Source organism: Caballeronia sp., from assembly GCF_028292365.1.
GTDB lineage: Bacteria > Pseudomonadota > Gammaproteobacteria > Burkholderiales > Burkholderiaceae > Caballeronia.
Map to the genome: position 1 here is coordinate 1 of NZ_JAQGMM010000636.1, position 23,927 is coordinate 23,927.

Sequence of the window (23,927 nt, forward strand, 5' to 3'; positions counted from 1 at the left end):
TGACCGATCCCAGCACGCCGCCGGTGATGCCCGCAAAAGCGCGCGCGATCAGCAGCATGGGAAAGCTGGTGGCGCAAGCGCACGCGAGGTTCGACAGCGCGAACAGCGCATAGACCGCTAACATGATACGGCGGCGATCGAAGCGATCAATGTAAGTGGCGGCAAGCAGCCCCGAGAGACCCGAACACCATGAATAGGCTGAAACGGCGGTGGCGAACGCGGCCGGTGATGGTCGGGGAACCAAATAACTTTAACGTGGGAAGCAGATAAGTGCTGATTCTTCCTGTCTTGTACCGAATATCCGCGTCCACTTGAGCGAGCGGTCAGGAGATAAGTCCGTATTCTTCTTGAAAGCTACATTACTTCATTCGGCCGACTAGATAGGGAGGTTTTCCGGGGTGGCAGAACGACGAAACCAGCAATTCGACGTCCACGCAAGGTCATTTGCAGCCACGGCTTTATCTGAAAGATTTTACGAGTTGGCGCCGCATAAACGTCGGGGAACAAGTTGCTATCCCGCCTGAACAGAACCTCGCCCGTCTGAGTCATTTGATGGCCTTGACGTGAGCAGCGCCTAAACGCAGTACCCGATTAATCAGTCTGTCGATTGAAAAACGCACTCTGATGGACGGAGATTTCAGGGCGGTATGAAGACTTCTGTGGGCTAAGGATGTTTTCGAGCTCTTACATCAAGGCTCTTTGAAGCTAACAGTCTTAACGTTGTGCTTTTTCACAGGGCCGCGCGCGTCGAGTCTATTGCTTTGCCAGAGGGAACCGAGGTTAGAGCGTGGAGTTGCCCAACGGACGAAAACGGCAGCGAGCACGATTACAACGTGTTTGTTGAGACACCGGATGCACAGCCAGTAGTCATGCGACGGAAGTTGGCGTCACTTCCCGAGCCTGCGCAGAAATCGGTTGCTCATCGGTTTAGTTTCCAGTGACAGTGGCCCGTGGTCGGGGCCCCTCTTCTGTGCTATGCGGTGACGTTTCGCCTGACGTACGCTCAGCTTCGGATCGAACGATGAAGCTGCACCGTTCGAAGAGCTCGTCAAACGTGAGTATGTCAATCGAGGAAAGGCTGTTCCGGTAAAGCTCGAACGACCGAAGCTGGTCCTTATTCACGCCGTGCTCAGTAATAAATTCGCTGAGAGAGCCGACGACGATGAAGGCTCGTGGTTTGAAGTTGAACACCTCTTCGCCCGTGGGCGCGCCGTGCGCGTCTGTCGGTCGGATATATTCGCTCAGACTCTTCATCGCGGAGGCGATGGTGGTTTGCACTTGCGCAACCGCACCGGACAGCTCCTTCGACGGAGCCCAACACCCCGGGCGGTACGGCGTGGGATCGAGCAACTTGGTGGTGTGCGTCTTGATCTCCACGAAACAGAGCGAACTGACGATCCCTCGCGTCTTCATCAGGCCGTCAGCCCGTTTTCCGCGGTTTATCAAGTCGTACCCTTCGACGACTTGCTCCAGCTTTTTATTGTCAAACCCTGTGACGAAGAAGTAGCTAAGGCCGTAGCCAAATATCCATCGATTCCGTTCAAAAAACACTTGCCATAGAGCTTCGTCTCCCCTCACGCCTTTAGCCGTCTTCACTTGGTCGAAGTAGACCGGTTCGCTTAGCAACTTTGCAAACGTGGAAACTTGCCGCTTGCGATAGCCAAGAGCGACAACATCTTCTTTCGTAATCTCTTGGCGGATGACCTCTGAGAAGAGGTCCTGGTTGTCGTGAACTAAACTGACAGCTTGCGCCTTCGATAAAACAAGTCGCCTGAGTTCAGCGTCGTTGATGTTGATTTTGTCCTGCGACTCAAATTCGACGGACGCAATATTCTCAAAGAAGGTAAGTAGTTTGGGAATCTCTTCGTCGACAAATGAAAAATGAGTTTTATGTGGCGAGCCCGTATGGCCATTGAAGGCCTGAATTGTCACGACACGCAAGCCTCTTGAAGATTCCAGAAACTTCGCGATGATCTCGGTGCGCCCATTTTCCGTGCGTCGAAGCACAATTTCCTTCTTGACTGTCGCATAGTGAAGACCGTCCGAGTCAATCACCTTTGAGGCTATCCGCAACGCCTCATGTGCGTCGACATAAATCCGCGGACTAATGTAGGTCTTACTCGGCAACTTGTTACGATGTATTTGCTCTTCGTCGTCCATCGTTCTCTCAGGGGTTCTCTGTAGCGGTTTGGATCTGCGCAACTGGCAACGGAAAAGCAGCCAAAGGGTCCGTAGCAGTAGGGCAGTATCCAACGGAATTGTACTTACGGTTGACTTATTCGCGGCGAAACGCATTCGACTGCAAGCATTGTGAATATTAGCAACGCGGCGTACTGCTGCCGCACGGCGGCTGGACGGTGAGCGTCGGCTAGGGCCGATGAACCGTCAAAGGAGCGACTCGGGTAATTGCGAACCAACGACGATTGACGTCGAATGCAAGGGCGCGGTGGCATTCGCGCCTTACTCAACGGTGACTATTTTGTTCGCGAAAAACTCCCCTCCACAAACGCGCGGGTCTGCGCGAGATCCGTCTTCGCATACGCGGCCGTGGTCTGCACCGACGCGTGTCCAAGTAACTGCTGCGCGACCGGCAGCGGCACCGCGTGGTCGACCACCAGCGTGCGCGCGTAGCGGTGACGAAGCCAATGGGTGGAGGCGGCACCCAGGATGACGAGCGTCGCAGTGTCGCCGGGTGTAACGAGGTCTTCGGCTGCGAGTAAGACTGCCTTGACCTCGTCGTAGAGGCCGCTCGCGCCGAGCGCGTCGCGCTTCTCGCTGTGGATGACCGGCAGCCGTTCGAACGGAGCCGGGGTAACCGTCAGTCCGCGCGCGAGCCGGTACGCGCGCAGCGGCGGCAGGCAGACGGCAGGCAGCGGAATCGCCCGCCGTTTATTCCCCTTGCCGCGCACGTGCAGCGTCCAGTTTCCCTCAGCGTCGACATCCAGCCGCGGTAAACCTATGGCGTCGGACCCCACCAGTTCCGCGAGCCGCACGCCGCCGTAGCGATACAGCGACCAGATTGCGCAACGACGTGTCCAGACGGGCGAGGTGAGACCGGTCGGTGCCGGACCCGCAACGACCGCATCGCACAGCGCGATCACACGGGCCGGCATGATGCGAGTCGGTGTCCAGGCCGCGCGGGCGGCGGCGCCCCCGGACAGGTCGGCGGCGGGGTTGGCGATCAGGTAACCGGTTTTAAGCCAGTAGCGGAACAGGCTTGAGACCACCGCGAGTGCGCGCGATGCCACCGCGGCGGACTGCTCGTGCGGCCCGCCAGGGTGTGCGCGACGCTCCGGATGGCGGGTACTGAGGGGAGTTTCTTCGCCGATGACAGGACCGTGTTTGGGTTGGCGTTCGAGGGCGCGGCGGTAGGCGAGCAGGTCGTGGCGCGTGAGGTCGGACAGGGGCCCGAGCTGCTCCTGCGCGCACCAGGCGATCACGCGCCGCAGGTCAGCCAGATACGCGCGCCGCGTGTGCGGCGAGTGGCTGGCGCGATCGCGCAGGAAGAGGATCACGGCCTGGGCATCGTCGGCGACGCCGAGGGTGTTCGTGACCATCGACCCATTGACGGAGCGGCCCGCCCGCGCGAGCCATCCGCCGGTGACAGGGGTGACGCTGGCGGCGGTGACATCGGCGGCATGGGCGACAGGGGTGACATGGGCGACATTCGCGGCGACGGTGCGCGGCGGTTCGAGCGCCGCCAGCCAGACGGCCGTTGCGGTGGGCGGCGCTGCGATTGCTGCAGGGAGCAGCGCGCTTCGATTTGACACTTCGTGGAAGCGGCGCCGGTGCTGGTGCAGCACCCGTTGCAGGATGATCTCGGGCGCTGGCGCGTCATCCGCCGCGACAATCCGCAGGCGCCCGCGATCCCAGTATTCGACGGCTGCCTCGTGCTCGAGCAGCAGCGCGAACACGGTGGGATGCTCGCGTTTCGCGTCGGCGAGCGACGGGCAACCGCGCTTCAGACGCGCCAGAGTCCAGTGGAGGTAGACCGGGTGGCCGGTCGCGCTGGCGAGGTAGTCGAGCGCCGCCTCGATGGAATCGGGCAGCGGTTGGGGCGGCGACGCGGCGGTGTCGATCCAGCGAGACGGGTTCATCGTACCTTCCTCCGCGCGGTGGAGCTCGCCGGGGCGGGCGTCGCTTCTGGGGCCGAGGCGGCCGGGGTCCGTCGGTGCCGGCCGGGAGCGGGGCTAAGCACGGCGGCAGACCTGGGCGGCCGGCGCGTGCCCGCCTGTCCGGCTTGGATGGCCTGCACCAGCGCGCGCTGTTCGGCAACCAGCGTGGTCAGGGCGGCCGCTTCGGCGGCGGCATGCTGGCGCCCCTCGCGCTCGCTGGCCAGATCGGTGAGCAAGCGTTCACGTAGGCCTTCGAGTGCGGCCGTCCGCTCCTGGACCTGCGTGATCTGGCCGGACAGCCGCTCGCGCTCGCTGCGCCACGCCTCGCGCTGGTGTTCGGTTTCCTGCAGCAGTTGCCGGGATAGACCTTCGTAACGGGCGTGGATCGCGGCAATTGCCGCCACGTGCTCGGCAGTGGCGGTGTTGAGCTGTGCGTTCGCGGATGCCAGCGCGACACGTAGGTCCAAGGCGGCCGTTTATGCTCGCGCATGGGCGAACGTACCAGAGCACAAGCATCGCGTCATGAATCAACTCGAACGTTCGCCGTCACATTGAACTTCTTCACGGTTGCAGCGGTGATATTGAGCGATGGCACGACAGGTTGGACCGTGCAAAGGCAAGCCTGAGACATCTCTAGGACTTTGAGTCCGGTAATTAGATTAGGACCTTTGCAGCGTATTCCATCGGGGCCGGCGAGTAACCCTCGCGTTCGAGTCCGGATATAAGTCCGCAACCACCTAAACGTCATCAACGATATCCCTTGCAAATGGGAGGCGACCATATAAGAGATGTCCGACTCTGTCCTCCTGGCGCACGCTGGTAAAAGCATGTCGTCAAGGGGCTGATCATGAATGAGCATGGTTTCGTCACGGTGAGTATGCATGAGCTCGAGCGGATCAAGATTATCGCGGCGGTGGCCGAGCATCGACTCAAGGTCGTGCAGGCGGCCGAGCGTCTAGCGCTGTGCGAACGGCAAGTGAGTCGATTGGTCCGTCGCTACGAAGCCAGCGGTCCCGCCGGGCTGGTGTCAGGCCGGCGCGGCCAGCCAAGCAACCGCGAGTTGCCGATCGAGGTGCGGGCTCGGGCCATGGCGCTGGTACGCGAGCGCTACGCCGATTTCGGCCCGACACTGGCCTGCGAGAAGCTTCGTGAATGTCATGGCACGACGCTGGCCAAGGAGACGGTGCGGCGCTGGATGCGCGACGCCGGACTGTGGATTCCGCGCAAGCAGCGTCCGCCCAAGATCCACCAGCCGAGGAACCGGCGGGCGTGTCTGGGCGAGCTGATCCAGATCGACGGCAGCGATCATCGGTGGTTCGAGGAACGCGCGCCGGCCTGCACGCTGCTGGTGTTTATCGACGATGCGACCAGCCGCCTGATGATCCTGCACTTCACCGCGACCGAGTCGACTTTTAGCTATTTCGAGGCGACGCGCCAGTACCTCGAAGCCTATGGCAAGCCGGTCGCGCTCTACAGCGACCGCGCGAGCGTGTTCTCGTGCAACAGCCATTCGAGCACGCCGGGCAAGGGTGTAACTCAATACGGGCGGCCCATGTTCGAGCTGAACATCGATACCTGGTGTACCAACAGCAGCCAGGCCAAGGGGCGCGTGGAGCGCGCCAACCTGACCTTGCAGGACCGGTTGGTCAAGGAACTGCGACTGCGCAACATCGACACACGTGAGGCGGCGAATGCTTATGCGCCCCACTTCATAGCCGACTTCAATGGCCGCTTTGGCAAGGTCCCAAAAAGCACATTCAACGCGCATCGGCCGCTGCGCGAGGACGAAGATCTCGACTTGATTCTGAGCTCGCGCGTGCCTCGGCGTGTGTCAAATTCGTTGACTGTGCAGTACGGGTGATTTACATGCTGGCCGATACGGCCGAGAATCGAAGTTGATCCCCAAGTATCTGGACGTGTTTGAATACCCCGACGGGCGCATCGAGATACGCGTCAATGGGGCCGCTCTCCCCTATGTCGAGTACGACCGTCTGTCGGAGATCGATCAAGGTGCTGAGATCGATAACAAGCGTCTGAGTCATGCGTTGCAGATCGCGCAGGTGATTCAGGCACAACGCGACAACCGGCGCGCATCGGGCTCGCCTTCGCGCACCAACCAGGGTGAAGCGCCGCGTTCTAAGGAGCGTAAAGCGGGGACCAGAAAGCAACGCGAGCTGACACTCGATGACTTGAATGCGGCGGTATTGAGAACTGCCGAAAGGCGGGTAGCCGCGGTGGGGAAATGACCCTTTCAAGAGGAGATTAACAAGGCTAAAACCAGACACTTCTAACAAGCCCAAACCCCGACATCTGAATCTGGCCCCGGCATAGGCTGTAGCAGCAGCAGGGGCGGATGTCGGAAATGCCGTGCCATCCTACGAGTGGGCCTGCCGATTGGAGAGCTTCCAACCTGAACGAAAAGGTCCCAGTGCCGGCCAACACCGGCCATTCGCGTTCGCACGTGTCACTGCGTGGCCCCGCTACGCCCCTTCCGTAATCTGCGCGAAAAGTCAAAGTTCCCGCGGCGAACGCAATGTTGCGTCGTCCTCTAGGCTGAATTCCCGCGAGTAAGGGGCTTTAGTCCATCGCTTGAAAACCCTTTTGGCAGTTGCCTGCGATCGCGCGAAGCTTACGCATTCATCCGCTCTCGCGCTCCGGCTTCGCGCGTTCGAATTCTGATCACTTTTCCGCCGTGGCCTGCTTACGCTCAGCGCTTCTCCAAACCTGAAGCGGTACTTCGCGACTCACAAATTGAAGTGTGTCTCCGTTGACCGTACGATTTTCACAACGGTCATTGCCAGTCCCGTCAGTGAACGGTCGAAAAGCATTTCAGGAGACGGAAATTGCAATATTCAGACTTCGAGAACAAGGTCGCGCTCGTAACGGGTTCCTCCGGTGGGCTTGGTTTGCGCATCGCGGAAAAGCTGGCTGCGAACGGCGCCACCGTCGTCATCAATAGTCGTTCGAAGGAGAAGGCCGAACAGGCGGTTTCCGATCTGCGATCGATTTCCGATAAGGTCACTTACGTTCTCGGCGATTGTTGCGACTACGCGAGCGCCACGCGCATCGCCGAGGGCGCAGCATCCATCAACGGTGGTATCGATATCGTCGTGAGCTCTGGCGCACAGGGTTCGGTAAGTCCTATGCCGTTTGCCGAGATGACGGGCGCGCAACTCGTCGAGGCTTTCGAATCGCGCTTCTTTGCACGCGTCTTTCCTGTGCATGCGGCCGTGCCGTTCCTAAAAATTCGCGGCGGCTCGATCGTGATGGTCGGCACCGACGCGGGGCGCCACCCGACACCCGGCGAATCGATCGTTGGCGCTGTCGGCGCGAGCGTCATCCTGATGACGAAGGCGCTCGCGAAGGAGTTCTCGCGCTGGAAGATCCGCGTGAATAGCGTCTCTCTGACACTCACATCCGACACCCCGTCCTGGGACCGCATTTTCGGGCAGGAGAATTTCCAACATCGGCTTTTCAGCAAGCTGGTCGAGCGCTTTCCGTCTGGACGTGCGCCGACTGCCGAGGAAGTGGCCCGCGTGGCGGTGTTCCTTGCGTCCGAAGAGACATCGCAAGTCACGGGACAAACCATCAGCGTGAACGGCGGGTTGTCGTTCGGCGGATGGTAACGGCGCGACCGTTTGCACTACATATCAGACGCCCGTCAGCGTTCGCTCGGAGGAAGTCGACATGGAACAAGGGAAAGGGCCGCTGGCCGGCCTCAAGGTCGTGGAGTTGGGCGGGATCGGGCCGGGCCCGTTCTGCTCGATGCTTTTGTCGGACCTTGGCGCGGACGTAATCCGCATCGATCGCATCGCGCCATCTGACAGTGGCATCCCGATGGATAACCGCTTCAACCTGCTCAACCGCGGCCGGCGATCGGTTGCAATGGATCTAAAAAAACCAGCGGCCGTCGCGACGATCAAGCGATTGCTTGAGCAGGCCGACGCGCTCGTCGAAGGATTCCGTCCAGGCGTGACCGAGCGACTCGGCCTCGGCCCGGACGATTGTTTCAGGGTCAATCCAAAGCTCGTCTACGGTCGCATGACGGGTTGGGGGCAGGACGGACCGCTGGCTCAGTCGACCGGGCACGACATCAATTTCATCGCGCTCAGTGGCGTGCTGCATTCGGTCGGGCATCGAGGCGGCCCCCCGGTGCTTCCGCTCAACCTGATCGGTGACTTCGGCGGTGGCGCGCTATACCTGGCGTTCGGCATTGTGAGTGCGTTGCTCGAAGCCCGCCGTTCAGGCAAGGGCCAGGTCGTGGATGCTGCAATGACCGATGGTGCCGCGTCATTGATGACGCTCATCTACGGCATGCATGCCGCCGGTTACTGGTCCGACGAACGAGGCACCAACCGGCTAGATTCAGGCGCCCCCTGGTACAACGTTTATCAGACGAAAGATGATCGTTACATCGCGATTGGTTCGACCGAGCCGAGGTTTTACCGTAAGACACTCGACGCGCTCGGCTTACGCGAGGAGAACCTGCCCGATCAGCATGATCGCAGTGGATGGCCAAAGGTTCAACGTCTGTTCGCGGAAGCCTTCCGTAAAAAAACGCGGGACGAATGGTGCGATCTGATGACTGGCTCGGATGTCTGTTTCGCGCCCGTGCTGTCACTTCGAGAGGCACCGGAGCATCCCCATAACAAAGCTCGCGGGACCTTTGTTGAAGTGGACGGGATAGTCCAGCCCGCGCCTGCCCCGCGCTTTAGTCGCACCGTGCCCGCGATCCAGCGTCCTCCCGCGCAAGTCGGCGAACACACCGCCGAGGCGCTGCGTGACTGGGGGTTTTCGGACGGCGAACTCGCCGCGCTGAAATCGGCCAACGCGATCATGTAGGACGCGTTGACAGTCGCAGCTTGAGTTGGCGGGTCCCAATCTAAGGATGCAACAATCGTGCAAGACATTCTGCAATGCCTCGTCGATGGCTTTCTGCTCGGCGGCCTCTACACACTGGCGGCCATCGGTCTGGCGCTGAGTTTCGGCGTCGTCCGGTTCATCAACTTCGCACATGGCGAAACCTTCATGTTGGGCGCCTATGGCGCGTTCTGGGCGAGCCGGCTGTGGGGAATGGACCCTCTGCTGGCGCTCGTCCCTTTGATGATCGTCGGCGCAATCACGGGCTATCTGCTGTTTCGCGGTTTGTCGCGCTGGCTGATCGACGCACCTCACATCAATCAGATTCTCGTCACGTTCGGGCTTGGGCTGATTCTTCAGAACGTCGCGTTGATCATGTGGACGGGTGACCAGCGCTCAACCAGTCCGGCCTATGCGCTGAGGTCGATGGAGTTCTGGCACGGTCTGTTGATCGTGTCGGTGGGGCGCCTGGTTGCATGCGCTGTTGCCCTTTTGCTCGTTTGCCTCCTCTTCTGCTGGTTGAAGTACACCGAAACAGGACGGGCGAGCCGGGCGATCTCGGAGAATCGCGCGGCTGCCACGTTGATGGGGATATCGGTACACCGGATGTACGCCCTGACGTTCGGACTGAGCACGGCGCTCGGTGTCGCGACTGGCGTCCTGGTCAGCTCGATCTTCGCCGTCACACCGTTCATGGGATTCGACCTGCTGATCAAGGGCTTCGCGATCATCGTGCTCGGCGGCATGGGAAGTATCGCGGGCGCGGTTGCCGGGGCCTTCCTGCTGGCGTATGGCGAGACCTTCGTGGCCTACTACGTGCCCGACGGAACGGGGTGGGGCGAAGGTGTGGCCTTCGCGCTGCTGTTCTTCATTTTGTTGCTGCGCCCGCGCGGGTTGTTCGGACAAGCGGTGGAGACCTGAAACGATGTCATTCCCTTTCAACGCAAGAGTGTCGATCTGTCTGATGTCCGTGACATGGATCGCCGCTGCATGGCTAGCCCCGCTTCATCACGCAGACCTGATATTTCGCGCGTCGACGCTGATCGTGCTGGGTATCAGCTGGAACCTGATGGCCAACGCCGGTCTTATCTCGCTGGCCCACGCAAGCTTTTCGGGCATCGGCGGATACGCTGCGGCGATCATCGCGAAAACGTTCGGGTTGTCGCTCGTTGCCGCACTGCCGACATCGGTCATTGCCGGCATGTTGTTAGGTGCCTTTCTTGCCGTTTCGACGGGACGCCTGAGCGGCTTGTTCTTCGCGATCGGCACGCTGGCGGTATCCGAAGCGCTGCGCGTCATGGCGCTGATGCTGCCGGACATCACGGGAGGGGCGCAGGGCATCGACGTTCCGCAGGGCCTGCGCTTGGGTCCGCATTTCATGGGGATCGCAGCAGCGACGCTTGCGGCAGCTGCCTTGCTGCTGTCACTGGCGCTTTCAAATTCGCGTTTTCATTACGCGTGCCGCGCAATGCGTAGCGGCGAGAGTGCGGCGCAGATGCTGGGTCTGAATCCGCGTCGTTACCGGTTCGGTGTACTGGTGATCTCTGGAGGGCTCGCTGCGGGTGCGGGCGGCCTTGGCGCGTGGTACACGGGCTTCCTCGACCCTCGCATTGCGTTCAGCCTCGATATCACCATCGTTGCCCAGATCGGCCCGCTGCTTGGTGGTATCTACACCGTTGTCGGTCCAGTGTTCGGCGCACTCGCGCTGACCGGCGTGGCTGAAGCGACCCGCCTCGGCTTTAACGGTACGTCAGGCCTCGGACAGCTTCTGTACGGCGTGATCCTCGTGGTCAGCGTTCTGTTGATGCCGCACGGCATCGTCGGCATGTTCAGGCGTTTGACGCTGCATTTGCGCGGTGACGCGGCGCGCTCGCCGGCCAGCCTCGCGGTCTCACGCGAAGGCAATGGACGCACTCACACCGTGGAGAGAATGTGACATGACGAATGATCACGCGTTGCTGTCGCTGCATGACGTCACGGCGGGATATGGTGGCTCGGTGGCGATCGAAGAGATTTCCCTCGACGTAAAGCCTGGCGAAGTGGTCTGTCTGCTGGGGGCGAACGGCGCGGGCAAGACCACGACGATGGCCGCAATCACAGGGCTCATCGCATGCACCGGTCAGATCGTGTTCGACGGCGGTGATCTGCGTGACGTCGCGGCTGCGGACCGTGTCCCTCGCGGTATCGCCTTGTCTCCCGAGGGTCGCAAAGTGTTCCCGAATCTGAGTGTTTACGAAAACCTGCTGCTCGGCGGCTACAACCGCGCCGCGAGGCTCAACAGGAAGCAGAAGCTCGACGAGGTCTACACACTTTTCCCGCGTCTGCATGAGCGGCGCGAGCAACCAGCGGGACTGATGTCGGGCGGAGAGCAGCAGATGCTGGCGATCGGGCGGGCATTGATGGCTTGTCCAAAACTGCTATTGCTCGATGAACCCTCGCTCGGCCTCGCTCCGAAAGTGGTGCTGCAGATGTTCGATGCCATCGCGCGAATCGCCGCGGCTAACGTCAGCATCCTGCTGGTCGAGCAGAACGCTCACGCGGCATTCAGTATCGCGCAGCGAGGGTATCTGTTGTCGGCCGGGCGGATCGTCCACTCGGACTCGGTGGCGAACCTGCGTAAGCACGACGTCGTGCGGGAAGCCTTTCTTGGCAAGCGGGCACTGGTGCGCGCTGCCACGCCGCCGACAGGAGGTTGCCATGCTTGAGGTTCGTAATCTTTCGAAGCGCTTCGGCGGCCTGAAAGCGATGAGCGAGGTCAGCTTTACGGTCGCGCGAGGCGAATTCGTTGGTGTAATCGGACCGAACGGCGCCGGTAAAACCACCCTGCTGAACCTGATCACAGGCTATTTGCAGCCGACGGGTGGAGAGATTCTGTTTGACGATGCACCTATCCATACCAGCCGTCCGTATCAGATCTGCCATCGCGGCATTGGCCGGACCTTTCAAGTCGTGCGTCCGTTCGCCGAGATGTCGGTGCTGGATAACGTGACCGTCGGTGCGCTTTTTTCGTCGCGTCACCGCACGAGCGTGGAAGAAGGACGTCTCGCTGCACAGCGGCCTCTCGAACTGACCGGCCTGTGGCGCAAGCGTGACTATCCTGCTTCAGCGCTGAGCATTGGCGAGAAGAAGAAACTCGAACTGGCGCGCGCGCTCGCGACTGATCCGCGTCTGCTGCTGCTGGACGAAGTGCTCGCAGGCCTTACACGCGCGGAAGTAGACGAAATGGTCGAGGTGCTGCGTCGGATTAACCAGGCCGGGGTCACGATCGTCATGATCGAGCACCTGGTGCACGTGATCATGAATCTGTGTCAGCGCGTCGTCGTTCTGAACTTCGGGCAACTGGTTTTCGTGGGTGAGACGGGTGAGGCAATGACGCACCCGGAAGTGGTCAGTTCATATCTCGGCAGCCCACTCGATGAGGCATTGACCTGAGCTCGCACGCTGGCCACCTGATCCGCGCCAATAGATTGCTGATGATGCGCTCTAAAGGAAGCACGACCACAACGCAGGAGGAGACTATGAGCATACCTAAGCTGTTTCATCGGAACAAACCCGTCCGATTGATCTCGCTGATTTTGGCCGTAGCCGTCGCTGGCTGGCCGGCGCTGGCAAGCACGCAGGAAAAGCCGCCGATCAAGATCGGTGTGGTGCTCGAACTGACGGGCAGGCAGGCAAACTACGGTGAGTCGTCGAGAAGAGGTATCGAGATGGCTGCCGACGCGTTCGGCGATACGACCGTAGGCGGGCGCAAGGTCAAGTTTCTGGTTCGCGATGTCCAGTCCGACCCGCAGATCGTCATCTCCGCGCTCAACGAACTGGTAACGTCAGAGCAGGTCAACTATTTGATGGGACCGTGTGCGAGTCCGTTGGCGTCGGCGGCAATTCCAACATGGCGTCAGTCGAAACCGCTATGGATACAATTTTGTGGATCATCGGCCCGGTTGTCTGAGGCGGTGGGTGCCGAGGACCGTTTCTTTCACACCTTCCCCTATTCGAATCACTACCACGAAGCTGAGGGTGCGGCGCTGCAACACTACCTCGGGCCTGGAAAGAAGGCCGCCATCATCTACTCGGATGACGAATACGGGCGCGGGCATATCGATTCGTTGACGAAGGCCTATCAGGCCGCGGGCATCGAGGTCTCGACCAAGGAAGTCGCGCGGATCGGCACGACCGACTTCAGCCCGATCCTCACTAAACTGTCGCGCTCCAACCCGGACGTTCTGGTTGCGATGGTGCAGGGAGCGGACCTGACGTCACTTGCCAAACAGATCTATGCACGCAAGCTGCGGGCGCCGTATCGAGTGTCGGGCGGCGCCGTTCAGTTCGATTCGTTTGCGAATGCGGTCGGCAAAGATGCGCAGGAAGGATGGATCGGTCCATCGACTTATCTTCCGGGCGTCGAGCGTGCAGGAGACCCGAAGTATCCAAAGCTACTGCCATCATCGCGTGAATGGGAGCAGCGGTTCGTCAAACGCTATAACCGTGAGCCTGATCTGATCGATGTCGGCGCGTATGTGTCGGCCGCGATGCTGCTGATTGCCCTGCAGCGCGTCGATGCCGACGACCCGAACAAGGTGACGGCCGAACTGGCAAAGCTTGACGTTTCGACGCCTCTCGGTCGCGGCAGGTTTCAGTCGATGGATGGCACGAAGCATCAGGCCTTCACGGACATGATGATTTTCCAGCGTCAGCAGGGGCGCCCGGTGGTTGTCTATCCGACTGATCTCGCGAACAAGAAGTTGATTCCCGTACAGTCCGCACAGGAGTAGAGGTGACGAGGGTCGTGCGCGGCTCAGGCAGGCGACTGGGCCGCGCAAGATGCCGTGCATTCGTCATCAATGGCGCGACGGCCGTAAAGTATCTGTGTCAACGCGCAGAATCGTCTCGCGCTGTCACGCCTGGTGGGGTTGTGCCGGACGTTGCAGAAAGTTGAGCGTCGCCGTCCAGCGCGTCCAGATCGCGGAGCGCGGGCGGCCGCTCCATCAGCTGGTCGAAAAGAGCCTTCGCGGCAGCGCTCAGCACCCTGCCTCGCAGCGTGCCGATGCAATGGCTTCGCCGCGCCCAGTCGCCCGATAGCGGCACGGTCGCCAATTGGTCGCAGTCTTCGAGCAACAACATGCATTCCGGCTGCACCGTGACACCGAGTCCGGCCCGTACGAGACTGCGTGCGGCCTCCACGCTGTTGACGTTGTACTTCGGTTGCAGATCCAGCCCGATTCTCCTTGCTGCGCGCCGGAGGTCGATCATCATCGTCGTGTTCGGTCCAGTGCCAACCAGGTCGAGCTCCAGCAACTCTTCAAGCGAAAGGTCGGCGCGATCACTCAGCGCGTGGTCTTTCGGCATGACCGCGACTAGTCGATCAGTGCGGCACTCCACGCTGTCTATTGTGTCGCAAGCCAGATCGTTGCTCGCAACAAAAACCGCCAGGTCAACGTCACCGGCTGCAACTGCGCGAACGGAGTTCGCATTGCTGTCTTCCTGAAGCTCGACATTGACGAGCGGAAACCGGCGCGTGAAGTCGCCTATCTCCTTGCCCAGAAACTGCATGATCAAGAGTCGCGGAGCACTGATGCCTACGTGTCCGCGAATGCCGTCGGTGAATTCGCCAATCTCCCGGCGCATTTCGTCGAGATTCGCCAGAACCATACGAATATGTCGCGCAAAAACCTCGCCGGCGGCGCTTGGGACGACGCCTTTGGGATTGCGGTCGAAGAGCTTGAGACCGGCGAGATCTTCGAGGTCCTGAATGCGCTTGGTCGCAGCGGATGGGGCGATATGTTCGCGTGCTGCGGCCCGGCCAATCTGCCCTTCTTCTATAGCGGTAAGAAACAGCTTCAGCGTGAAGAGATCGACCTTTCGCACCAGAGCGTGAATGCTCAGCCCGTTCATTTCGCCTCCTAATTGGTTTTTTTATTCTTGTTGTTAGACGAAAAAGCTACCACGTAGTGAAGACGACGGTCAACGGGGGGTAAACGTGCGAGCGCTGCATGCGGAGCGTTCCGTTTCGTGATTCGCGAAGAGGCACTTCGCATCTGAAAACTTGGCGTGCCCCGAGCGTCGACTTAATCTTGTATCGAACCAGCCAGCTTCGTACGGTTAGGTACCCACCCGATACAACGAGGAAAACATGCGACCCATCAGGTCATTTCTTTTCGTGCCAGGTCATAGGGAATCGTGGATCGAAAAGGCCCCAGCCGCGGGCGCCGATGCGCTCATTCTGGATCTTGAAGACAGTGTGCCCGCGGCGAGCAAGGTCGAGGCGCGCGGCGTAACCGCCGCGAAGATCGGCTGGCTCGCAGAGCAGCGTCAACGAGTTTATGTGCGTATCAATCGCAGTCCACATCTGTACGACTTCGAAGACATTCTCGCGATTGCACAACCGGGGCTCGAAGGCATTGTCGTTTCGAAGCCGGTCGGGCCGGAAGATATCGACTGCGTCTCGATGATGCTGGCTGAAGCGGAGATGCGAAAGAACTTGCCGCATGGCTCGATTAAGGTCATCCCTCTGCTCGAGACCGCACGCGCGCTGGAACTAGCCTATGAGATCGCGACGCGCGCTCGCGTGGTGGCAATTGTCGGCGCCAGTGCGAAAAATGCGGATGTGGCACGTGCCCTCGGCTATGTGTGGTCCGCCGACGGCCGTGAGTCGCTTTACTTCAAGTCACGTGCCGTGATGGCTGCGCGCGCAGCCGGAAAACTGCCGATTGGTGGCGTGTGGCAACAGGTGAAGGATCTCGACGGATTGCGTGAAGCATCCAGGCTCGACCGCGCACTCGGCATGAGTGGCGAACTGGTGTTGCATCCGTCGAACGTCGCAATCGTCAACGAGACATATCAACCCTCGGCCGAAGACGTCGCGTATTACACCGGCATGATCGTCGCGCTCGAGAAGGCGCAGACCGAAGGTCGCGCGGCGGTGATCTACGAGGGCGAGCACATCGATATTGCCCACATCAAGACGGCACGTGAAGCCGTTGAACTGGCCCGTAGTTACGGGCGCTGAATGGAACATTCGTCTGTTAAAAGGAGAGTTGACATGTCTGACGCAGTGACCGGCCGCTATTTCGAAGAATTCGTCATCGGCGATATCTACAAGCACGCCATCCGCAGGACCGTGACCGAGACTGACAACCTGCTGTTCAGCGCGCTGACGCACAACACGCAGCCACTGCATCTGGATGAGGAGTTCTGCAAGGACACAATGTATGGCACGCGCATCGTCAACAGCATTTTTACGCTCGGGCTGGTGTGCGGCGTTGGTGTCGGGGATCTCACACTCGGAACGACGCTCGGGAATCTCGGCTTCGGTGAAGTGAAATTCACGCACCCGGTGTTCGTCGGCGACACGATTCGCTCCGAAACGGAGGTGGTCGGCAAGCGCGAATCGCGTTCGCGGCCTGACGCGGGGATTATCGAACTGGAAAGCCGTGCGTATAACCAACGCAACGAACTGGTGACAAGATTCCGGCGCTTCCAGCTGATGCGCAAGAAAGAGTCGGCAGCGGTTACCGCTGCCTGATGCGCACCGCGGCGATGTCTGATCGATCTGAGCGCGACGCTCAAGCGCATGTCGTGTCGACAGGGTTGAACGGCCTCGGCGTAATGGGCTGGATGCCGACGCCGACCGTGGCCGTCGAGACGGTCACCGCCGCACCCGTCGCGGCGCTGTCGGCCACCCTGAACCGAGTCGATCCGTCGCCCGTCAGCGGCGACGCGTTGCCGCCGCTGTGGCATTGGCTTTATTTCCTGCCTTTGCATCGGCATGAGGACATCTGCACGGACGGCCACCCGATGCGCGGCGGCTTGCTGCCGCCGGTTTCGCTGCCACGTCGCATGTGGGCCGGCAGCCGTGTTCAGTTTGAGCGCCCGATCCGTATCGGGGACGCGGTCACCCGGACCTCCGAGGTCACCGCGATCAATGAAAAATCGGGACGCTCCGGACGTCTGGTGTTCGTGACCGTCCGGCATACGCTCAGCGATGACGCCGGGCGTCTGCTTAGCGAGGAGCAGGACATCGTGTATCGGGATCTGGCGACTCCAGGGGCTCCGGCCCCGACACCGAAGGCGGCCCCGGCGGATGCGATGTTTTCGCGCGAGATCGTTCCTGACGAGGTGATGCTGTTCCGCTACTCGGCGCTGACTTTCAATAGCCATCGCATTCACTACGATCACCCGTATGCGACCGGCGTCGAAGGCTATCCCGGGCTCGTGGTGCATGGCCCGCTGCTCGCTACGCTGCTGCTCGATCTATTACGACGGGAGATGCCGGTCGCCGACGTCACTCATTTCGAGTTCAAGGCGCTACGGCCCACGTTTGCAGGTTATCTGCTTAGCCTGTGCGGACGGCTCGACGAGTCGGGCCACGCCGTCGACCTGTGGGCGCACGATCATGAAGGCTGGCTCACCATGAGCGCGCGCGCGCTCATCCTTTGACACTCTGGTACCACGACGGATCTCATCATGTTGCAAGTGACCGACCAATTCGAAGACATCCGGTCCGCAGTGCGCGACCTGTGCAGTGCGTTTCCTGCGGAATATTTTCGTAAGATCGACGAGGCGCGCGGCTACCCCGAGGCGTTTGTCGATGCCCTGACGAAAGCGGGCTGGCTCGCTGCACTGATCCCGCAGGACTATGGCGGCTCGGGCCTCGGGTTGACCGAAGCGTCGGTGATCATGGAGGAGATTAACCGTGCCGGCGGGAACTCTGGCGCCTGTCACGGCCAGATGTACAACATGGGCACGCTGTTGCGTCATGGCTCGGAGGCGCAAAAGCGCCACTATTTGCCGCAGATCGCGAGCGGTGCACTGCGGCTGCAATCGATGGGCGTAACCGAGCCCTCTACCGGCACCGATACCACGCGAATCAAGACGACCGCCGAGCGGCGTGGCGACCGCTATGTCGTGAACGGACAAAAGGTCTGGATCTCAAGGGTGCAACACTCCGACCTGATGATCCTTCTAGCGCGTACCACACCGCTAGCCGACGTACAGAAAAAATCCGATGGCATGTCAATCTTCCTCGTTGACCTGCGCGAGGCGATCGGCAACGGCATGACGGTGCAGCCAATCCTGAACATGGTCAACCATGAAACCAATGAACTGTTCTTCGACAACCTGGAGATCCCCGCCGAGAACCTGATCGGCGAAGAGGGCAAGGGCTTCAAATACATTCTCGACGGTCTGAATGCGGAGCGTACGTTGATCGCGGCGGAATGTATTGGCGACGGTTACTGGTTCATCGACAAGGTGTCGAAGTACGTCAACGAGCGCGTCGTGTTCGGGCGTCCGATCGGACAGAACCAGGGCGTACAGTTTCCGATCGCGCGCGCCTACGTCAACGTCGAAGCGGCCAGCCTGATGAGGTTCCAGGCAGCACATCTATTCGACGCGCACCAGCCATGCGGCGCACAGGCCAACATGGCCAAGCTGCTGGCGGCAGATGCTTCGTGGGAAGCGGCCAATGCGTGTCTGCAATTCCACGGAGGCTTCGGCTTTGCCTGCGAATACGATGTCGAACGGAAATTCCGCGAGACCCGGCTCTATCAGGTGGCGCCCATTTCGACGAACCTGATCCTGTCTTTCGTGGCGGAGCATGTGTTGGGCTTGCCGCGTTCGTTTTAGACATGATCGCACCGCAGCCCATCTTTCGTGCGGACGTGCAAGGGTGGGATCAACACGATTCGGACCGTCGGCTGTCTCGTTCCGTTCGGAGGGATGAAGCGCGGCGGCTATGGCCGCTAAAAGCGGGCGGGGCGTGATCGGCAACTTCTGCAGATCAAGGGCCATTGGCTGGACTATGCGAAGGCGAAGCCCGGGCCCGAGCCGTTTGTCATGCGGTTGCAGTTGGAAAGATCTGACCCCGTGCGCTGATGGTGCGGCCTGTGACAGCGCCCAGTTGCCCGAATGAAGGAGCTAATAGATGCAGAGATTGCCAGGGAACAGTCAATGTCAGTCGTGGTCTCTCGGGGCGCCGGGCGTGGGGGCAACGTGCTCGGCACGGCTGCCAAGGTCATACCTGTTCGTACCGGCGGACCGGTTGGACCGCCTCGACAAAGCGCTCGCGTCGGGCGCCGACGCAGTCATTGTCGATCTTGAGGACGCGGTGTCTCCAGACGTAAAAATTGCCGCACGCACGCTGGTCGCCTCCTGGTTGACGCCGGCACGCGAGGTGTACATACGCATTAATGGAGCTGGCACCGAATGGTTCAAGCAGGATGTCGCCCATTTCGCGAACCACGCAGGCGTCGCCGGGATCGTGTTGCCGAAGGCAGAGTCCGCGGAGCAGATTGTCACGGTACTCGAGACAGCGCACGATCGTCTTGTCGTACTGCCGATCATCGAGACAGCGCAAGGATTCTGGAATCTCGTCGAGCTATGCCGGGCGCCACGGGTATCGCGTGTCATGTTTGGTTCGCTCGATTTTCAGATCGACCTCGGTCTCGCAGACGACCCCGAGGTCCTGCTTGCGTACCGCTCGCAACTTGTACTAGTCTCGCGCGTCGCTGGCATCGGTGCGCCGGTCGATGGTGTCACCACGACGCTCGACGACGACGGCGCAACCTTCGCCGACGCAAAACGGGCACAGCGCATGGGTTTTCGCGGCAAGCTGTGCATTCATCCAAAACAGATCGACTCCGTGCATCGCGCCTTCAGTCACACGAGAGCGGAGCGGGCGTGGGCGCAGCGTGTGCTGGATACGGTAGCGGCGAATGGGGGTGCGGCTGTTTCCATCGACGGCAAGATGGTCGATCTGCCGATGATACTTAAGGCGCGGGAAATTGCGGGCTCGTTCGACGCGTGAGGCGTCCGTTTTTGTCGGGTAATGCCGAAAACGGGCAAAACCGATACCAATGTCGCATGGTTCGCTCGGTTGGGCTGGAGTATTGGCGAGTACGTGGACGAAGCTTTGGCGAGGCGGCTACAGGTAGCGACTCCGAGACCGGAGGCACACGGCCTCCGGTTGAGCGATTCATTACGGCAAAGTCTGCAACCGGCCGAGAATTTCTTCGTTGTGCTCCCCCAGTAAAGGAGGCGGACGCACTTGCTTCGACCGCTCTCCGTCGTAGCTGATCGGGCAGCGCACCGTTTTGAATTCCCCCATTGTCTGGTGCCGGGCTGAGATCAGTAACTCCATGTGTTTCGCCTGAGGATCTTCCAGCGCTTCGCTCGCGTCGTACATGGGCGCATGGGGGACGTCCCTTTCCTCAAGGCGGCGACACCACTGCGCACGGTCAAGCGTCTTGAAGCGCTCTGACAATATTCCGGCGAGCATGACCTGGTTGGCGATACGGCTGTCCCGATTGGAAAATCTGGGGTCCTGCAGCAAGGCTGGCCGCTCAATCGCGTCTGCCAGACCAATCCAGAACTTCTCCGGCGACGACATGTGAAGCGCAATCCACTTGCCGTCAGCACATTCAAGGACGTAGGTCTGCGACACGCTCGGTCGCGTATAAGGTCCAACAATCTCACCGGCCTGGTAGAAGTGCGTGAATGCGTCGAGGTTGAAATGCGTCATTGCCTCCAGCATCGACAGTTCGACCTTTCGTCCCTTGCCGGTTCGCTCGCGTTCATACAGCGCGCCTAGAATGCCGTATGTCGCGTAGAAAGCGGTCATGGAATCCGCGAGTGCGGGACCCACGACCCGCGGATTCTCCGGGTTGATGAGCGTGCTCAGCAGGCCGCTTGCCGCCTGCGCGACGCCGTCGTAAGCCGGTCGAAGCGCGGCGGGGCCGGTCGGGCCGAAGCCGCTGATCGAGCAGTAGATGAGCCTGGGGTTGATTTTCTGCAGACGCTCGGCGCCCGCGTTCAACCGCTCGGCGGCACCGGGCCGGAAGTTCTGAATGTAGACGTCTGCGGTACGAATCAATTCGTCGAATTCTTCCAGATCTTCAGGCGTCTTGGTGTTGAGCGTGATGCTGCGTTTGTTACGATTACATGCCTGAAAATGAGGGCTATATAGACCGCCTTTGAACGAGCGCAGCGGATCGCCAATGCCCGGCTGCTCGATCTTGATGACGTCGGCGCCCAGATCGCCGAGTAGCATGCCGGCCGCGGGGCCCGTGATGAACGTCCCTTGGTCCACGACCCGAATGCCCTGCAGAACACTGACCATTGCTTTGTCTCCTGTGTCTCATTGTGATGACGCACGCGTCAGTAGGACTTCGGCAACCCCAGCTTTTTCTCGGCGATGTTCGACAGCACGAGTTGGGGGCTGATCGGCGCGATGTACAGAATCATCACTTCGCGCATCAGGCGTTCGACGTGATACTCCTTGGCGTAGCCATAGCCGCCATGAGTCAGGATCGCCTGCTGGCAAGTCTTGAGCGCCGCCACCGACGCGAGCAGTTTGGCCGCGTTCGCCTCGGAGCCGCATGGCTTACCCTTGTCGTAGAGCGATGCCGCGCAGAACGCCATGTGGTTGGCCGCCTCAAGGTCCGCCCAGTTTTGTGCGAGCGGGTGCTGAATGCCTTGATTCATGCCTATCGGCCGGTCGAAGACCACTCGATCTTTTGCATACTGCACCGCGCGAGCGAGCGCGGCGCGGCCGGCCCCGATCGCTTCGGCTGCCACGAAAATGCGCTCGGGGTTCATGCCGTGAAGTACGTACTGGAATCCTTTACCTTCCTCGCCGATGCGGTCTTCCACAGCACACGGCAGGTTGTCGATAAACAGTTCGTTGGAGTCGACCGCCTTGCGGCCCATCTTGTCGATTTCGCGAATCTCAACATACCGGCGGTCGAGCTTCGTGTAGAAGAGACTAAGACCCTCGGTCGGTTTCTTTACCTCTTCGATCGGCGTGGTGCGCGCGAGGATCAATACATTGTCGGCAACCTGCGCCGTTGAAATCCAGACCTTGTGGCCGGAGATCAGGTAACGGTCGCCATCGCGTACCGCCCGCGTCTTGATCTTGGTCGTGTTGAGACCGGCATCCGGCTCGGTCACCGCGAAGCAGGCCTTGACCTCGCCGCGGATCAGCGGCGGCAGCATGCGCCGTTTCTGGTCTTCATTGCCGAACACCACTACCGGATTGAGGCCGAAGATATTCATATGGACCGACGAGCAGGCGCTCATCGCACCACCGGATTCGGAGATGGTCTGCAGCAACACGGCCGCCTCGGTAATGCCGAGCCCAGCGCCGCCGTATTCCTCCGGCATGGCAATACCCAGCCAGCCGGCATCGGCGATCGCGCGGTAGAACTCCTCGGGGAAACCGCCATCGCGGTCTTTCTTCAACCAATAATCCGGTCCGAAGTTCGCGCAGATGCGCGACACTGCCTCACGAATATTGCGTTGATCTTCGTTCAATTCATAGTCCATGATTCATATCTCCAATACCATGCGGTGTATTGCTGTCTAACCGGTCGTTCCCAACGAGGCCGGGCGAGGTGCTGCGTTTTGGTGGTTCACAGCGCGGTGGTTCACTGCGCTACAGGTAGTTCACTGTCCTGGCGACCGCGTGGCCGCGGCGTTCGAGGCTTTCACGGAAGTCCGGGTGGGCAATCGCCGTGATGGCTGCGACCCGTTCACGCAGACTTTTCCCGCGCAGCTCGGCGATGCCCCACTCGGTGACCACCACATCGACATCGCTGCGTGGCGTGGTCACCACTGCGCCCGACAGCCGGGGTACGATGCGGCTCAGCGTGCCATTGCGTGCGGTCGAAGGCAGCAACATGATGGAGCGTCCTCCGGTTGATCCGTTTGCACCCCTTACGAAATCTATCTGACCGCCCACTGCGCCAATATAGTTGCCGTTCAGGCTCTCGGCATTGACCTGGCCTGTGATGTCGATCTCAATCGCTCCGTTGATCGCAATGAAATGGGGGATGGCGCGAAGTACGCTGATGTCATGCGTCTGTGATGCGGGCGCGAGGCGGATGCTGTCATTGCGATGTGCAAAGTCCAGCAACTGCCGGCTGCCCATGAGCAGCCCTGCCACACTGACGCCACTATGGCTTGGCTTGTGAGCATTGTTGATCACCCCGCTTTTCATCAATTCGGCTACGCCGTCGCCCAGCACACCGGAATGAATCCCCAGGCTGCGATGATCGCGAAGTGCATGGAGTACGAGGTCAGGCAAGGTACCGATACCGAGTTCGAGTGTGGCGCCATCCGGGATAAGGGAGCTGGTCCATTGAGCGATGGCGCGTTCCTCGCTGCTTGCGTCGTCGAGGCTTTTGGTGGTGAACAGGATCGGCTCGCGGGACGTATGAACTGCAACGTGCGGATGAATGTCTTCCGGCAGTTCCGCACCGTAGACCCATGGCACACGGTCGCTGATTTCAGCGATAACCACACGCGCGCGGCGAGCCGCATCAATGATGTAGTCATTTGTCAGTCCCAGATTGAAGCGACCGCGCTCGTCGGGCTCGCTTACAGTGAGGAGCACGACGTCGGCCTGGAATATGCCCTGTGAAAACAGACGAGGTAGATCGGAATAGTGAGCCGGCACGATATCGAGCACGCCGGCGGCAAAAAGCGGCGCGTTGCGCGCGGTGCCGCAATAGCTTTTGAAGACGATCGAATCGCCGTGCTCCGGCTTGAACGTATCGGAGTACGTGGGCCCGATGAACATCTGGAACGGACCGATCGCCTCGCGCTGTTGCACCAGCGCGCGAGTCAATGCAACCGGTTCGGCGACCCCCTGACTGCAGACGACGGAGTCGCCCGAGCGGATAAATGCCGACAGATCCAGCGCATCGATGCTATTGCAAACAATCATTCTCTCTCTCCCCTATGACTGAAAAGACGGGTTGCCGGTCGTCCTTGAATCAGCGCATCACCTGCGAGTCGCAGATCCTGCGTGCGGCAACGACGCGTTTGGGATAGCGATGTTGAGCTAATGGTCTGAATCGTAGGGATCGCAGGGCGCTTCTTCAATTTGTGACTCGCGAAGCGCGGATTCACGTTCCGCGAATACACGGACACGGCAGGCGCGCTTGCCGGCAGACC

19 protein-coding genes and 2 pseudogenes are annotated in these 23,927 nt (G+C 60.4%); 13 read left to right on the plus strand and 8 right to left on the minus strand.

The annotated features are described in order from the left end of the window. From JWR14_RS36700 to JWR14_RS36715, 4 genes and pseudogenes are all read right to left on the minus strand, one after another. Positions 1–229: pseudogene (locus tag JWR14_RS36700) on the minus strand (MFS transporter); the annotation flags it as partial. Between the two features lie 698 nt (positions 230–927). After that, the gene (locus JWR14_RS36705) at positions 928–2,160 is read right to left on the minus strand and encodes a Shedu immune nuclease family protein (protein WP_299719367.1); all 1,233 of its coding nucleotides are present in this window, start codon (positions 2,158–2,160) and stop codon (positions 928–930) included. Positions 2,161–2,474: 314 nt separating this feature from the next. Further along, entirely contained in the window at positions 2,475–4,097 is a 1,623-nt protein-coding gene (locus tag JWR14_RS36710; protein ID WP_299719369.1) for a tyrosine-type recombinase/integrase, read from the minus strand. After that, positions 4,094–4,582, minus strand: coding sequence for a hypothetical protein (locus tag JWR14_RS36715; protein ID WP_299719371.1), 489 nt, complete (start codon positions 4,580–4,582; stop codon positions 4,094–4,096). The genes JWR14_RS36710 and JWR14_RS36715 overlap by 4 nt, the downstream gene beginning before the upstream one ends. A gap of 380 nt (positions 4,583–4,962) precedes the next feature. Between JWR14_RS36715 and JWR14_RS36720 the strand changes: the two are divergent. The 8 genes and pseudogenes from JWR14_RS36720 to JWR14_RS36755 all read left to right on the plus strand — a co-directional run bounded on the left by JWR14_RS36720 (position 4,963) and on the right by JWR14_RS36755 (position 13,747). Continuing rightward, positions 4,963–6,361, plus strand: a pseudogene (locus JWR14_RS36720) (ISNCY family transposase). 597 nt (positions 6,362–6,958) lie between these two features. Next, positions 6,959–7,741 (plus strand): SDR family oxidoreductase, encoded by a 783-nt coding sequence (locus JWR14_RS36725; RefSeq protein WP_299719374.1) that lies wholly within the window; start codon positions 6,959–6,961, stop codon positions 7,739–7,741. Positions 7,742–7,802: 61 nt separating this feature from the next. Next, positions 7,803–8,957 carry a CaiB/BaiF CoA-transferase family protein gene (locus tag JWR14_RS36730; protein ID WP_299719377.1) on the plus strand — a complete coding sequence of 385 codons (1,155 nt, stop codon included), beginning with the start codon at positions 7,803–7,805 and terminating at the stop codon, positions 8,955–8,957. 57 nt (positions 8,958–9,014) lie between these two features. Continuing rightward, positions 9,015–9,896, plus strand: a complete 882-nt coding sequence (locus JWR14_RS36735; RefSeq protein ID WP_299719379.1) for a branched-chain amino acid ABC transporter permease — start codon at positions 9,015–9,017, stop codon at positions 9,894–9,896. A 4-nt stretch (positions 9,897–9,900) separates the two neighbouring features. Continuing rightward, on the plus strand, positions 9,901–10,911 hold the full coding sequence (locus JWR14_RS36740; protein ID WP_299719381.1) for a branched-chain amino acid ABC transporter permease: 1,011 nt from the start codon (positions 9,901–9,903) through the stop codon (positions 10,909–10,911). A gap of 1 nt (position 10,912) precedes the next feature. Next, a complete protein-coding gene (locus JWR14_RS36745) occupies positions 10,913–11,680 on the plus strand; it encodes an ABC transporter ATP-binding protein (protein ID WP_299719383.1) in 768 nt (255 codons plus the stop codon). Continuing rightward, positions 11,673–12,407 (plus strand): ABC transporter ATP-binding protein, encoded by a 735-nt coding sequence (locus tag JWR14_RS36750; protein ID WP_299719385.1) that lies wholly within the window; start codon positions 11,673–11,675, stop codon positions 12,405–12,407. The genes JWR14_RS36745 and JWR14_RS36750 overlap by 8 nt, the downstream gene beginning before the upstream one ends. An 86-nt stretch (positions 12,408–12,493) precedes the next feature. Continuing rightward, positions 12,494–13,747 carry an ABC transporter substrate-binding protein gene (locus JWR14_RS36755; protein WP_299719387.1) on the plus strand — a complete coding sequence of 418 codons (1,254 nt, stop codon included), beginning with the start codon at positions 12,494–12,496 and terminating at the stop codon, positions 13,745–13,747. Between the two features lie 97 nt (positions 13,748–13,844). Here JWR14_RS36755 and JWR14_RS36760 read toward each other — a convergent pair whose 3' ends face one another. Beyond that, positions 13,845–14,867: a LysR substrate-binding domain-containing protein gene (locus tag JWR14_RS36760; RefSeq protein ID WP_299719389.1), complete on the minus strand. Its 1,023-nt coding sequence runs from the start codon at positions 14,865–14,867 to the stop codon at positions 13,845–13,847. A gap of 238 nt (positions 14,868–15,105) precedes the next feature. On the opposite strand from JWR14_RS36760, the gene JWR14_RS36765 reads away from it, so the two are divergent. The 5 genes from JWR14_RS36765 (at position 15,106) to JWR14_RS36785 (ending at position 19,779) form a co-directional block, all read left to right on the plus strand. Continuing rightward, positions 15,106–15,981, plus strand: coding sequence for a CoA ester lyase (locus tag JWR14_RS36765; RefSeq protein WP_299719391.1), 876 nt, complete (start codon positions 15,106–15,108; stop codon positions 15,979–15,981). A gap of 45 nt (positions 15,982–16,026) precedes the next feature. Beyond that, a complete protein-coding gene (locus JWR14_RS36770) occupies positions 16,027–16,497 on the plus strand; it encodes a MaoC family dehydratase (RefSeq protein ID WP_299719437.1) in 471 nt (156 codons plus the stop codon). A gap of 83 nt (positions 16,498–16,580) precedes the next feature. Further along, a complete protein-coding gene (locus JWR14_RS36775) occupies positions 16,581–17,411 on the plus strand; it encodes a MaoC family dehydratase N-terminal domain-containing protein (RefSeq protein ID WP_299719440.1) in 831 nt (276 codons plus the stop codon). A gap of 30 nt (positions 17,412–17,441) precedes the next feature. After that, positions 17,442–18,599 (plus strand): acyl-CoA dehydrogenase family protein, encoded by a 1,158-nt coding sequence (locus tag JWR14_RS36780; protein ID WP_299719443.1) that lies wholly within the window; start codon positions 17,442–17,444, stop codon positions 18,597–18,599. A gap of 298 nt (positions 18,600–18,897) precedes the next feature. After that, positions 18,898–19,779 (plus strand): CoA ester lyase, encoded by an 882-nt coding sequence (locus JWR14_RS36785; RefSeq protein WP_299719394.1) that lies wholly within the window; start codon positions 18,898–18,900, stop codon positions 19,777–19,779. Between the two features lie 171 nt (positions 19,780–19,950). On the opposite strand, the gene JWR14_RS36790 is transcribed toward JWR14_RS36785, so the two are convergent. From JWR14_RS36790 to JWR14_RS36800, 3 genes are all read right to left on the minus strand, one after another. Further along, entirely contained in the window at positions 19,951–21,090 is a 1,140-nt protein-coding gene (locus JWR14_RS36790; protein WP_299719397.1) for a CaiB/BaiF CoA-transferase family protein, read from the minus strand. Positions 21,091–21,128: 38 nt separating this feature from the next. Next, positions 21,129–22,295 carry an acyl-CoA dehydrogenase family protein gene (locus JWR14_RS36795; RefSeq protein WP_299719400.1) on the minus strand — a complete coding sequence of 389 codons (1,167 nt, stop codon included), beginning with the start codon at positions 22,293–22,295 and terminating at the stop codon, positions 21,129–21,131. Positions 22,296–22,404: 109 nt separating this feature from the next. Next, positions 22,405–23,697, minus strand: a complete 1,293-nt coding sequence (locus JWR14_RS36800; protein ID WP_299719402.1) for an acetyl-CoA hydrolase/transferase C-terminal domain-containing protein — start codon at positions 23,695–23,697, stop codon at positions 22,405–22,407. Positions 23,698–23,927: the final 230 nt, after the last annotated feature.